The sequence below is a fragment of the Altibacter lentus genome, from assembly GCF_000746845.1.
GTDB classification, from domain to species: domain Bacteria; phylum Bacteroidota; class Bacteroidia; order Flavobacteriales; family Flavobacteriaceae; genus Altibacter; species Altibacter lentus.
On the sequence record NZ_KN050846.1, the window covers coordinates 926167 to 939448 of the forward strand.

Consider the following 13282-nt stretch of genomic DNA (forward strand, 5'->3'; position numbering starts at 1 on the left):
TCCTACTATCTAATTCTTTTTTTTCTGTTAGTTTCATAATCGGTAAAGATCATTTCACCTAAGCCTTGCAGCCCGGTATAAAAGGCCTTTCCTTTATTTGCCAGTGTAAATTCATCCACGAATTGCTGTAAATAGGGATCGCTGGCGATCATGAAGGTTGTGATTGGAATATGTAGCTTTCGCGCCTGAGCTGCCATAGCGTAACACTTATTTACAATGTATGGATCTAATCCGTTGCTATTTTTGTAATACTGCCCATCGGGAAGTTGCAAACAACTGGGTTTACCGTCTGTGATCATAAAGATTTGCTTGTTTGTGTTTCGTTTTCGTCGTAACATATCCATGGCAAGTTGTAATCCGGCCACGGTATTTGTGTGGTACGGACCTACATTTAAATAAGGTAGATCCTTGATCTTTATGGGCCAGGCGTCATTTCCAAAAACCAGTATATCCAGGGTATCCTTAGGGTATCGCGTAGTGATCAGTTCAGAAAGAGCCATCGCTACTTTTTTGGCAGGCGTAATACGGTCTTCTCCATAAAGAATCATACTATGACTAATATCGATCATCAACACAGTGCTCATTTGTGCTTTGTAGGTGGTTTCCTCTACAATGAGGTCCCGTTCTTGCAGATTGAATGTTCCCAGACCATGGTTTATTTGGGCATTCTTTAAGCTCTCGGTCATGGAGATCTGTTCCAGTCGATCCCCAAATTGATAATCCCTGTATTCTCCCGCTTGTTCATCGCCACGCCCGGTATAGCGGGTCTTGTGATTCCCGGAACCGCTTCGCTTCAACTTTCCGAAGATCTGCTCCAACGCCCTTTTTCGCAACGAACGTTCCAACTTTTCTGTCATGGTATTCGATCCTTTTCCGTCACCGTTCCCGCTGCCATCCGGACGAAATTCTTCTCGAATGTAACCCCGTTTCTTTAGATCTTCTATAAAGTCATCGATCGAATATTCAGGCGTTGTAAGCTTGTATTCTTCGTCCAATTGCCGCAGCCAATCGATGGCTTCATCAAAATCTCCGGAAGTATGCGTGATCAGTTCTTGAAATATCTCAAAAAGGCGTTCAAATAATGACTGCTCTTGGGGAGTGTGTTTAGTGAACACAAAGCCGGAGCGTGCAAGATTCTTTTTCATCTTCTAAATTTACTATAAATTGAAAGGATGAAGAAGGGATTAACAGCTATTTAAGAGTTGGCAGCTTGGAACATTTTAGTAACTTTATAATTTCAAACACAATTCAAAATTTTATCAATCAATAAACAATGAAAAAAATCTTTCTTCTATTCCTACTTTGTATAGGAGCCACTCTATCTGCTCAAGAAATATCCATGGATATCTTAAAAGACATGAAACCCAGAAACATTGGCCCGGGGGGTATGTCGGGTCGGGTGACAGCCATTGATGTGGTCACCAATGATCCAGATATCATGTATGTAGGGACTGCATCCGGTGGCTTATGGAAATCTACCAGTGGTGGTATTAAATGGTCGCCTGTTTTTGACGAACAAGTGACGGCCTCGATAGGGGCAGTTGCTATTCAACAATCCAATCCTTCTGTGATCTGGGTAGGGACGGGTGAAGGAAATCCGCGTAATAGTTTGAACGGTGGTTATGGAATTTTCAAATCACTGGACGGAGGAAAGACATGGAAATCCATGGGATTAGAGAAAACGCGACACATTCATCGTGTGATCATAGATCCTACCGATCCTAACACGGTCTATGTGGGTGCTATCGGTTCTCCTTGGGGAGAGCATCCGGAGCGGGGGGTCTTTAAAACAACCGATGGCGGAAAAACATGGAACAAGATTCTTTTCGCCAACAACAAAACAGGAGTAGCAGACATGGTCATGGATCCCACCAATCCCAACAAATTGATCGTTGCGCTTTGGGAACACAAACGCGATCCATGGTTCTTTACATCTGGCGGTGATGGCTCCGGTATCTTTATCACGCACGATGGCGGAGATACCTGGGAGGAACGCACGCATGAAGACGGACTTCCAAAAGGAGACTTGGGGCGTATTGGTATTGCCATTGCACGTAACAAACCGAATGTGGTCTATGCATTGGTGGAAGCAAAGAAAAATGCATTATACAAAAGTGAAGACGGCGGATTCACCTGGAAGATGATCAACGATAAAGAAGATATCGGGAACCGCCCTTTTTATTATTCTGAAATCTATGTCGACCCGCAAAACGAAAATCGTGTTTACTCGGTATTTACCTATGTGAATGTTTCAGAAGATGGCGGAAAGAATTTTGAAGAATTGATGCCGGCTTACGGAGTGGACAATGGTGTCCATCCGGATCACCATGCCTGGTGGATCCATCCTACCGACGGCAGTTTTATGATAGACGGCAATGATGGTGGTATGAACATCACACATGATGGCGGAAAAACCTGGCGTTTTGTTGGAAACTTACCTGTCGCCCAATTCTATCATATTAATGTAGACAACGAATTTCCCTATAATGTATACGGCGGAATGCAAGATAACGGAAGCTGGAGAGGCCCTGCGTACGTCTGGAAGGATCAAGGCATCCGTAATGACTATTGGCAAGAGATCTCCTTTGGAGATGGCTTTGATGTCGTTCCCGATGTGGACGACAGTCGTTATGGCTGGAGTATGAGCCAACAAGGTTTTGTAAGTCGGTACGACTACCTCACCGGAAACAATTATACCGTGCGACCTACGCATCCCGACCCGGAGGTAGAACTGCGTTTCAACTGGAACGCGGCGATCAATATCGACCCTTTTAATAACAATACACTCTACTTTGGAAGCCAGTTTGTTCACAAGAGTACAGATAAAGGACTCACTTGGGAGGTCATTTCGCCGGACCTTACCACCAACGATCCAGAAAAGCAGAAACAAAGCGAAAGTGGCGGATTGACTATGGATGCAACAGGTGCCGAGAATCATACCACCATCTTGGTCATTGAACCTTCACCGCTGGAGCAAAACATGCTATGGGTAGGAACCGATGACGGCCGTGTTCATTACACTCAAAACGGCGGACAAAGCTGGACAGATGTTTCCAAGAACATTAAAGGACTTCCTGAAGGCAGTTGGATCACCCAAATTAAAGCTTCCAACAAGAAGCAGGGAGAAGCACTGCTTGTTGCAAACGATTATCGAAGATTCAATTATACGCCCTATGCGTATCGCACCAAAGACTACGGAAAGACCTGGGAACGGATCGTAGATGCCAACGATGTTGCTAGTTATACCTTAAGTATTGTAGAAGATCCCGTAGAACGCAATTTAATGTTCTTGGGAACCGACGACGGATTGTATATCTCGTTCGACACAGGTGCCAAATGGATGAAATGGACTCATGGATTTCCAACGGTTTCGGTAAAGGATCTGGTGATACACCCGCGAGAGCACGATCTTGTAATAGGAACCTTTGGACGAGCCGCCTGGGTATTGGACGATATTCGTCCGCTTCGGGAGATTGCCAAGAACAAAGCACTTCTGTCATCAGACATAAAGGTGTTCGACCCTCCTACCGCCTATCAAGCTTCCTACCAACAGCCTACAGGCAGCCGATTTGGAGCTGATGCCATCTACAATGGCGAGAATAGACCCTATGGCGCACAGATCGCCTATTACTTTCAGAAAAAGGAGGAAGCTAATAAAGAAGAAACAGACAAGGACGAATCAAAAGACACGGCTGAAGACACAACCACTTCCGAAGAAAAAGATAAAGGCCCCTCTAAAGATTCACTCTATATGAAGATCTATGATGGCAGCCGTCTTATACGTACTCTAAAGACCAAGGTGCCGGATAGCACAGGAATTTATAAATGGACGTGGTACATGGATGAGGCAGGGGTGGATCGCCCTTCCAGAAATTTGCGGGAGCGAAAGAATGAGCCCGGCGGTACTTCAGTAAAACCGGGGTCGTATAAAGTAGAGCTGCAATATATGGATATGACTTCTACTACAAGCATTAATGTGGCTACAGATCCACGATTGATCGTTCCCAAAAAAGCAATCGATGAAAGCTACGCCGCATCCAAACAATTGGAAGCTCTTACACAAACAGCGGCGGATGCTGTAAAACAACTAATAGAAAGTAAGAACACGGCCGAAGATTTCAGTAAAAAATTGAAAAAAGAGGATGACAAAAAATATAAAGATGAGATAAAAGCGAGCAAGGAGATCGTAAAGAAGATCGACTCTATCGTAGCGCTATATTTAGGTAAAGAAGACGACCGTCAAGGGATTACCCGTAATCCTGAAGTAACCGTTATGCAGCGTATTGGAACCGCGAACTGGTACAGCGGTAGCCGTCCTAATGGTTTGACCCAAACCGAACAAACACTTTTAAAGCATGCTGAAGATCAATTGGACGCGGCTTTGAAAATTACCAATGATTTTTTTGTAACCGAATGGCCCGAATATAGGTCTAAGATGGAACAATTAACACTTTCACCTTTTGAAGAGGTGAAAACATTCAAAACGAACTAACAACGAAACCAATGAAAAGAGTCTTAATTTTATGCACCCTCTCGATACTTTTCTTTGCCTGCAAGGAAAAAGAGAAAAAAGAAACTGAAGTAGCCGAAACGGTGGAACAGTATACTATCGAGCAATTCATGGACAATGAGAACGCCTTCGCAAACGGGTATTCCCCCGATAAGTCGAAGGTTCTAATGACCAGTAATAGATCCGGTATCTATAATATGTATACCGTGCCTTCTGATGGTGGTGAATGGATGCCTGTTACCAAATCGGACAGTGCGTCGGTCTTTGGAATTTCTTATTTCCCCGAAGACGACCGTATTTTATTCCGAATGGATGGTAATGGCGATGAGATCTACAAGATTTATGTAAAGGACGGTGAAGAGATCCAGAGACTTACCCCTGCACAAAATGTACGTGCACTTTTTAGAGGATGGTCCAAAGATGGAAAGCGGTTCTTTTATGGAAGCAATGAGCGTGATCCACGGTATATGGACCATTATGAGATGGACATCACTAACTTCAAATCGAAAATGCTCTACAAGAACGAAGAAGGAATGGAATATGGTGGAATGAGCGATGACGGAAAGTACATGGCTTTGTCCAAAGCGGTCAATACAAACGATGTAGATCTGTTCCTTTTAAATACAGAAACCAATACCACTACAAAGATCAATGACACCATTAGTGGTAATGCAGCACAAGATTTTTCACCGAACGGAGAAGCATTTTATTATACAACAGATAAAGATGCAGAGTTCAGTTATTTAATGAAGTACAATTTAAACGAAGGCACCAAGGTGAAAGCAATGGACAAACCCTGGGATATTACTAACTTTTATTTTACCGAAGACGGGACGTATCAATTATTATTTACTAATGAAGATGCCGAAACCGTATTGGAAGTTGTAGAAGTTGTATCCGGTGATCGAGTGGATTTTCCTAAATTTGACGGACAAAGTATTTATGATGTAGATTTCTCAAAAGACGAGAGTATGGCCTTGCTTAGTGTTGGGGGATCCCATACGCCAAGCAATACCTACAGCTATAACCTAAAGACCAAAGAAGTAGTACAACTTACCGACGTGCTGAATAAAGCCATTGACGCTAATGATCTGGTTGCTGCCGAAGTAGTTCGTTTTAAATCTTTTGACGGACTTGAGATCCCTGCCATCTATTACGAACCTAAACAAGCTTCTAAGGACAACAAAGTTCCGGCTTTGGTCTGGGTACATGGCGGACCGGGCGGACAATCACGTCAAGGCTTCAATTCTACCATCCAATATTTGGTAAATCACGGATATGCTGTTCTGGCTGTCAACAACCGTGGAAGTAGCGGTTACGGAAAGACCTTCTTTAAAATGGATGATCAAAATCACGGTGATAAGGATCTAAAGGACTGTATCGCCGGTAAAGATTGGCTTGCACAGCAAGATGTGATCGATGGTGATAAGATTGGTATCTTGGGAGGTTCCTATGGAGGCTATATGACCATGGCAGCACTTACCTATGCGCCGGAAGAATTTAAAGTAGGCGTGAACATTTTTGGAGTGACCAACTGGTTGCGAACCTTAAAGAGCATTCCGCCATGGTGGGAATCTTTTAAGGATGCGCTGTATACCGAAATGGGTGATCCCAATACTGAAGATTCTATTCGCTTACGTACAATTTCACCGCTATTCCATACGGACAAGGTCACCAAACCTTTGATCGTGCTTCAAGGAGCTCAAGATCCGCGTGTACTGAAAGTGGAATCTGATGAGATCGTCGAAGGGGTTCGAAAAAACGGAGTCCCCGTTGAGTACGTCCTTTTTGAAGATGAAGGTCATGGATTCGTTAAAAAGGAGAACCAGATAGAAGCTTACGGAAAAATTAAAGAATTCTTAGATAAATATTTAAAAGGGGAAGGTATGGAAGCCATGGATGATGGCACTTCCAACACCACTAAGATCGACGCTGAGTTGTAGTGAAAATGAAGGGCTCTAAGCGTTACTTACTTGGACTATTGATCCTTTTTTGGGTTATAAGTACCGATGCCCAAAACACAGGAGAAAACACGTTGGGAGCCTGGTATGTTTACTTTGGCACGAATACCCTGAGTGATAAGCTAAGTTTTCACAGCGAGCTGCAGTATAATGTATATGAAGTAACGTCCCATTTGGAACAATTTTGGGCCATCACAGCATTGAACTATGCCGTAGCACAAAATGCCCAGGCATCGCTGGGTTACGGGTATTTTAACGGAGACCCCACCTTCGAGGACACACCCTTGGAGAAGAATACATGGGAGAACAGGATTTTTGAACAATTCACTCATAGCACCCGAATTGGTAAGTTTGGCTTACAGAATCGATACCGAATAGAACATCGATTCATTGAGCTTCCCGCACAATCCATAACCCGTCATCGGGTTCGTGGTCGCTTGCAAGTAAATTACCCCTTAACGGAAAAATGGTTCTTAATAGCGTTTGATGAAATATTCTTGGACCTGCGAGAACCTGTTTTCAACCAAAACAGATTATTTGGTGCGTTAGGCCGAAGAATCACACAAGATATTGCCATACAGGTAGGTTATATGAAGCTGCACCTTCCCGGCAGAGCCTATGACCGACTCCAACTTGTATTGAACATAAACACAGACCTGAGAAAGAAACAACCCGAAACCAATTAATGTATGAACTTTGAAAAAGTAAGTTTTAAGAATGCTGAGGGGCAAACCCTATCAGGTCGTTTAGAACTTCCTGTAGATAGACACCCTCACAATTTTGCGGTATTCGCACACTGCTTTACCTGTACCAAGAACTTACTGGCCGTGAAGAATATTAGCAGAGCCCTCACTGCTTCAGGAATTGGGGTATTGCGATTCGATTTTACAGGATTGGGCGAAAGTGAAGGCGCATTTGCAGACACCAATTTCTCAGGAAACGTGGAAGACCTTATTGCTGCTTCAGCTTATTTGTCACAACATCACAAAGCCCCTTCCCTACTGGTAGGTCATTCCCTAGGTGGTGCTGCAATTATCTATGCAGCGATGCAACTACCCTCTGTAGAAGCCTTAGCCACTATTGGGGCTCCCAGCAATCCGTTGCACGTGCAGCATTTGATAAAAAGTGAACTGGCTGAAATTCAGCAAAAGGGCGTGGCACAGGTAAATTTAGGTGGTAGGGAATTCAAAATAAAGAAACAGTTCTTAGACGATCTTGAAACGAAGTCCCTTCAAAAGGTATTGAAGGATTTACGCAAAGCTATTCTTATTCTCCATTCACCCCAGGACACCACAGTAGGCATCCGGAACGCAGAAGAACTGTATCTGGCAGCCCATCATCCCAAAAGTTTTGTTTCGTTAGACGGAGCAGACCACCTCTTATCCTTAAAGCAAGATTCTTTGTATGTCGGAAAAGTGATTGCGGGATGGGCCTCTCGCTATCTCAGCATTCCGGAAGTAACGAAGGTGAGGACACAACACGACGTTGTTGCCAGTTTGGAGGCAGCTAACGGTTTCACCACCCAAATGAAATTAGGAAGTCATTATATGGTAGCAGATGAGCCAACGCGTGTTGGCGGCAACGACTTTGGTCCTACCCCATACGAACTTGTTTCGGCAGGTCTATCGGCATGTACGGCAATGACGATTCAAATGTACGCCCGCCGGAAGAACTGGGATGTACGGCACGTAGAAGTGCATACCAGCTATGATAAAGATTATGCGCAGGATTGTGAGAACTGTGAGTTGGATACAGCCAAGATCGATACATTTACTCGTGAAATACGATTGGAGGGCGATCTGGATGAAAAGCAGATAAAAAGACTGCTTGAAATCGCCGAAAAATGTCCGGTCCATAAGACATTGCATACGGCCACGCAGGTCATCACCAAACTAATCGCCTAAAAGAATGGGGTTGCTGCGTTCCAAACGATTTGAAGTAGCCGTGAAAGGAACACATACTCTTGAAATCCCTCAGGCCATTGCTCTTCCCTTTATTGAAAAAGGACACAGCAGGGTGCAGTTTTGCGCCTATTTCAAGGATACTGAAATTCAGTTCCATGGAGCACTAAAACAAATAAAGGGACGGTTTCTTGTGAGCTTCGGAAAGCGATATCAAAAAGAGTTAGGCGTTTTTTCCGAAGACTGTTTCATGGTGGAGATGGTAGAGGACACTTCAAAATACGGTGTTGAAATGCCCGAAGAATTTTCGGCTGTGCTAGAAAGTGATCCTGAAGCTGAAGCTATGTTTGAAGCCTTCAGTGATGGGAAAAAACGTTCACTCATCTATTATATCCTTCGGTTCAAGAATTCGCAAACACGTATCGACAAAGCACTCCACATTTCAGAAAATATAAAAAGAGGGATCACAGATCCCAAAGATTTGATAAAATCACCGCACTAAGTGCTAAGATTTTGTAAAGGTTTTGGCTACAGAGCGGAATCATAGTACCTTTAATATTTACGATAATAACCATAAAAAACTGAAACAATGAAAAAAATAGCCTTATCCGTTGCGACCATAGCTCTACTGGGCTTTATGAGTTGTAAGAACGATAAAAAAGAACTGGATGCCGAAAATGAAACCACCGAAGAAATGGTAGAAGATACCAAAGAGGTGGAACAGGAAGTTAAAAGTGTCGAACTTCGCCTCATGTCCAAGAGCGACTCAAAAGCCTCTGGAAAAGCATATTTTACGGAGGAGAACGGAATCGTCTCTTTTGAAGCTAAAGTAGAAGGCCTCAATCCGGGTACCCATGCCATTCATATTCATGAATCTGCAGACTGTTCGGCAGCAGACGGTTCATCGGCGGGAGGACACTGGAACCCTACATTCGCTCCACACGGTAAGTGGGGAGATGAAGGTGGATATCACAAAGGAGACATCGGTAATTTTGAAGCAGATGAATCCGGAAGTGGTTCTATCTCCATGCAAACCGATGAATGGTGTATAGGGTGTGGGGATGAAAAGAAGGACATTCTTGGAAAATCCATTATTGTACATCAAGGAGCAGACGATTTTAAAAGTCAGCCCAGCGGTGATGCCGGTGCTCGTGTAAGTTGCGGAGGGATTATTCAGCAATAGATATCTTTCTTAGAAAACGTTTTGCAAATAAAAAGCCCGTCCCGGAAGAATACTTCCGGGACGGGCTTTTTTGTAAGATGCTCCTCGCAATGTTTCTTTTTAGGGACACAGGGGATTATTCATGTTTACTTTATGTTTCATTACAAGCATCTATATAGTATACAGTTAAATAGACAAAAACCCTACCAAACTTATCAAATTATAAAAAACCCTCGAACTTATTGCTAAGTACGAGGGTTTGATTAATAAATATCTGTGTTAAACTTACTGTTTCACTATTCTTTTAACAATAGTAGTCGTTTCCGCATGTATGGTAATAAAATACAATCCGGTGGACAGGGTTTCAATGGTAAATTCGGTAGCTCCGGTTTGATCTTTCAGGTCGATCGTTTGGATCGTTCTTCCGTTCACATCGGTTATCACTGCCTCAACCAAAGGCGTTGTAGAATTGTTCAACAATGTTAATTGTCCGCTTGTTGGATTAGGATATAGCACAATTGCAGCATATAGTTCTGAATCGGCAACACCTAATACTTCTTCCACGGTAAGTGTGAAGGTACATTCAGCATCATTCGTTGCCTCATCTGTGGCAGTCATGGTGATCACCGTAGTACCTGCGCCCACCATAGTCCCTGCGGGTGGATCCTGAGAAATCAAAGGAGAGGCAGTACAATTATCAGTTGCTGTTGTTAAAGCGGTATAATCCGGTAGCATATACATTTCTCCTTCATTAACGGTCACGGTCTCATCTGCGGGGCAAGTGATCACGGGATCGATTGTTTCCACTGTAGCATCGGTAGGAGTACGATCTCCTAAACAACCGGCAAATCCGAGGTTGATGTCGCCGTTCGCCACTCCGTAATCTGAAGCCTCGCATCCTGCAGCCCAATCGGCACTGCCATCGGTCTCTCCATGTCGTCTGTAAGAATCATTACAAGCAACCGAAAAATCTGCTCCGTCACCGGTCCAGTCAAGGTCGGCTGCGGTGATATTGAATCCATTAATAGTAACGTTGAAGTTCGAAATACCGGCTGCTGTCCAATTCCAGAATACAGAATCGACCACATTTCCGGCATCATCTATAATGAGGATCCATCCGGTTCCATTGTTATCCCAGAAGATATTATTTCCCCAATCGTTCGGGCCGCCATCATCATTGTACTCGATGGCCGAGTCTGCTGCCATGGCACCCAGCGTTTGCGTTATAGAATTTACATCGTTGATATCGGTATAATTATCGCTTACTGCAACAGTATATCCGGTATAATCTGCAGCCAAGCCCACATTTTGAATTTCCAAACGGTCCGGTACTTCGGTGGAAACTTCAGAAATCTTTAATTGTGATAATGGTCCGGGAGGCGTTTCTTGCGCATATACGGTTACATCTCCTGTAGGTGTAAAGGTGTAACTTGTTCCTTCAAACAAGAAGGTGCCTCCAACCTGTGCGTCAAACCAGCGTATAACATTGGCAGGATCTACCAATGTAGCGGTAAGTGTTACAGAATCCCCCACACAAAAATCACTTACTCCTACCGTAGTTGGTCCGGGTGGAATTGCCAATACTTCAATAGAATCTGTTGCTGAAGTCGCTGCAGCACAAGCGCTTGCTGCGACACTGTATGTAATGGTGTGTACTCCTACACCGGCTGCAACAGGATCGAACGAGTACGTGAGTCCGTTTCCGTCATCTGTAATGCCCGGTCCACTGTAGACACCTCCAATAGGTGAGCCACCGCCTAGTCCGGTAAGTACTTCGGTGTTTGCACATACATCATCTGGTGCGGTAAAAGTTGCTACCCCTGAAGGCGTATCGAAAGCTTCGGTACCATCGGTTCGGCTGTTCGATGAGCCTTGATCTGCGCTAAATCCTAATCCTCTTGCTGCAAAAGCATCCCAAAGAAGACAATAGTTAGCACCTCCGTAGATCGCTTGATCGGCTGCAAGAATCGCATCACGACCATCCACAAATCCAGGGCTACAAGGCTGTAATTTCATCCCTTCGGTCACTAATGCGAAGGCTTGTATGTTCCCCGCATCAAGGTTTGGATCTCCGGTAAAATTGTAAAAGTCTGTATCAAATCCGTGTTCATCGATCAACGCCCAGGTTACGTCCCATAGCATGGTTGCCCAGATGGACCCAAGAGGGTGAGGCCCTGAGGTAGTCTTAATATCATCATAGGTCTGAGGGTTTACGGCAAAATCGGTACTGTAGGGGAAATTACGAATTCCCGGGCCGCCGGCTCCTTGTCCGAATAAGTAGGTTCCAACGCCACGTGCATCTGTTCCCGTATCTCCGGCTTCGATAGTCATCAAGGCACCGTAGAAATCACTCCAGCCTTCTCCCATTTGCTCATTGTTTCCTAAACATCCGGCCGCAGCGGGTCCTCCGGTTAATCTATTGGAGATCCCATGACCGTATTCGTGAACGATTACTAGGTTATCGAAATCGCCGTCCTTATCGCTACAAACATACATTTGCATGGTAGGATTCCCACCATCGGCAGGAGTTCCAAAGTTTGCGTTACACGTTCCGGAACCGTCTTGAGCTTCAGCGTTCACCGAATCACTTCCCGAACCTCCGTTTCCGTAGTTGTTCTCCTGAAAGTTTCCTCCTGCTTCATCAAATCCGTATTGATACAGGACATCATGAATAATATTATTCCAGTAAAAAAGGTTGGTAATCGCAGCATTCTCATATTGGTTCCCTGCTGAATAAATTTGACTAAAAGGATATCCGGGTCCGGAGAAGTTAAGGTTTGCACCTCCGTCCGGCTGGTATCCGGGGTTGTCCCCATCTTCATAAGCATTCACATTATTACCTCGGGTTGTGGTGAATTCAGCTCCCGGAGCGCCGTTAGTATCGTGCCATCCAAAAGGTGAGGCGGTAGCATCGGAAGGATCACTCAAAATAGAGCGCGTCCCGTAGTACGGACTTTCAAGAGGCATGGCAAAAACCTCATAGCAGGTTGTAGAACATCCGTTCGCCACTATTTCAGCATAATTAGGAATATCGAAGAGATTTTTATTGTAATCGTATTCTACTTCATGTTCGCTGTGGTCATGTTCGAAAGAACAACTCACCATCCAGTTCACTTTATCGATGATAGCTCCTGTAGATGCATCTACCCGCATGCTCCACCAGTTCTGCTGGGCTTTTTCTTGAATCGAGATATCCCAAGACAGGACAAGCTCGTTGGCTTCATTTAATTGATACATCAATCTCGCCGGTATCGGGCTTAAGGAGATACCTCCTTCACTCAACAAAGATTCTTGATCGAGTGTGCTTTTACTGGTAAGCACCTCTAAGGAGCCGCTTATGGTATAACCCAACTGACCGGCTGCTGCCTGTACCGCTTGTACCACTCCTAAAGAAGGAGTAGCCGAACCACGTAATTTGGCAGAAGTTCCACCAATAAATTTAGTGTCTGCCGCCAAAATCTCTCCATTAGAAAGAATATGAATGCCAGACTCGGTACCATAGACCTGTAGACCATTTACTATCTGTCTATAATAAATATGGTGAGTATTACTAATACGACTTGTGTGTTCGCTAGTAATTTCCCACTGGACATCCTGTGCTGTGTGGGTGCCGTTCTCTACCAACTGACGCAATTGGTCATTGATAGCTTTTGCGTTGTCCTGAGCTAACATGTTTCCTGAAAAGGCACACAGCAGTCCCATGACGATGCTTAAAGTAATTTTCTTCATTGAATAAAAGTTAAAGATT

Annotated in this window: 8 protein-coding genes; 6 read left to right on the top strand and 2 right to left on the bottom strand. The window is 44.2% G+C overall.

What is annotated here, in order from left to right; all coding sequences use genetic code 11:
- Positions 1-5 precede the first annotated feature (5 nt).
- Positions 6-1145: a vWA domain-containing protein gene (locus tag JS40_RS04425; RefSeq protein ID WP_034258678.1), complete on the bottom strand. Its 1140-nt coding sequence runs from the start codon at positions 1143-1145 to the stop codon at positions 6-8.
- Between the two features lie 128 nt (positions 1146-1273).
- Between JS40_RS04425 and JS40_RS04430 the strand changes: the two genes are divergently transcribed.
- The 6 genes from JS40_RS04430 (at position 1274) to JS40_RS04455 (ending at position 9555) form a co-directional block, all read left to right on the top strand.
- Positions 1274-4492 carry a WD40/YVTN/BNR-like repeat-containing protein gene (locus tag JS40_RS04430; RefSeq protein WP_034258679.1) on the top strand — a complete coding sequence of 1073 codons (3219 nt, stop codon included), beginning with the start codon at positions 1274-1276 and terminating at the stop codon, positions 4490-4492.
- 11 nt (positions 4493-4503) lie between these two features.
- Complete coding sequence (locus JS40_RS04435) at positions 4504-6453, top strand: S9 family peptidase (protein ID WP_034258681.1); 1950 nt, start codon at positions 4504-4506, stop codon at positions 6451-6453.
- A gap of 5 nt (positions 6454-6458) precedes the next feature.
- Positions 6459-7157 (top strand): DUF2490 domain-containing protein, encoded by a 699-nt coding sequence (locus tag JS40_RS04440; RefSeq protein WP_034258682.1) that lies wholly within the window; start codon positions 6459-6461, stop codon positions 7155-7157.
- A 3-nt stretch (positions 7158-7160) separates the two neighbouring features.
- Positions 7161-8375 carry a bifunctional alpha/beta hydrolase/OsmC family protein gene (locus JS40_RS04445; protein ID WP_034258685.1) on the top strand — a complete coding sequence of 405 codons (1215 nt, stop codon included), beginning with the start codon at positions 7161-7163 and terminating at the stop codon, positions 8373-8375.
- A 4-nt stretch (positions 8376-8379) separates the two neighbouring features.
- A complete protein-coding gene (locus JS40_RS04450) occupies positions 8380-8874 on the top strand; it encodes a YdeI/OmpD-associated family protein (RefSeq protein ID WP_034258687.1) in 495 nt (164 codons plus the stop codon).
- 87 nt (positions 8875-8961) lie between these two features.
- The gene (locus JS40_RS04455; protein ID WP_034258689.1) at positions 8962-9555 is read left to right on the top strand and encodes a superoxide dismutase family protein; all 594 of its coding nucleotides are present in this window, start codon (positions 8962-8964) and stop codon (positions 9553-9555) included.
- 264 nt (positions 9556-9819) lie between these two features.
- Here JS40_RS04455 and JS40_RS04460 read toward each other — a convergent pair whose 3' ends face one another.
- Entirely contained in the window at positions 9820-13263 is a 3444-nt protein-coding gene (locus tag JS40_RS04460; RefSeq protein WP_051957494.1) for a M36 family metallopeptidase, read from the bottom strand.
- Positions 13264-13282 lie beyond the last annotated feature (19 nt).

Coding starts and splice junctions, on each gene's coding strand:
- JS40_RS04455 (WP_034258689.1), top strand. CDS start 8,962: ATGAAAAAAATAGCCTTATCCGTTGCGACCATAGCTCTACTGGGCTTT.
- JS40_RS04435 (WP_034258681.1), top strand. CDS start 4,504: ATGAAAAGAGTCTTAATTTTATGCACCCTCTCGATACTTTTCTTTGCC.
- JS40_RS04430 (WP_034258679.1), top strand. CDS start 1,274: ATGAAAAAAATCTTTCTTCTATTCCTACTTTGTATAGGAGCCACTCTA.
- JS40_RS04440 (WP_034258682.1), top strand. CDS start 6,459: ATGAAGGGCTCTAAGCGTTACTTACTTGGACTATTGATCCTTTTTTGG.
- JS40_RS04445 (WP_034258685.1), top strand. CDS start 7,161: ATGAACTTTGAAAAAGTAAGTTTTAAGAATGCTGAGGGGCAAACCCTA.
- JS40_RS04425 (WP_034258678.1), bottom strand. CDS start 1,145: ATGAAAAAGAATCTTGCACGCTCCGGCTTTGTGTTCACTAAACACACT.
- JS40_RS04460 (WP_051957494.1), bottom strand. CDS start 13,263: ATGAAGAAAATTACTTTAAGCATCGTCATGGGACTGCTGTGTGCCTTT.
- JS40_RS04450 (WP_034258687.1), top strand. CDS start 8,380: ATGGGGTTGCTGCGTTCCAAACGATTTGAAGTAGCCGTGAAAGGAACA.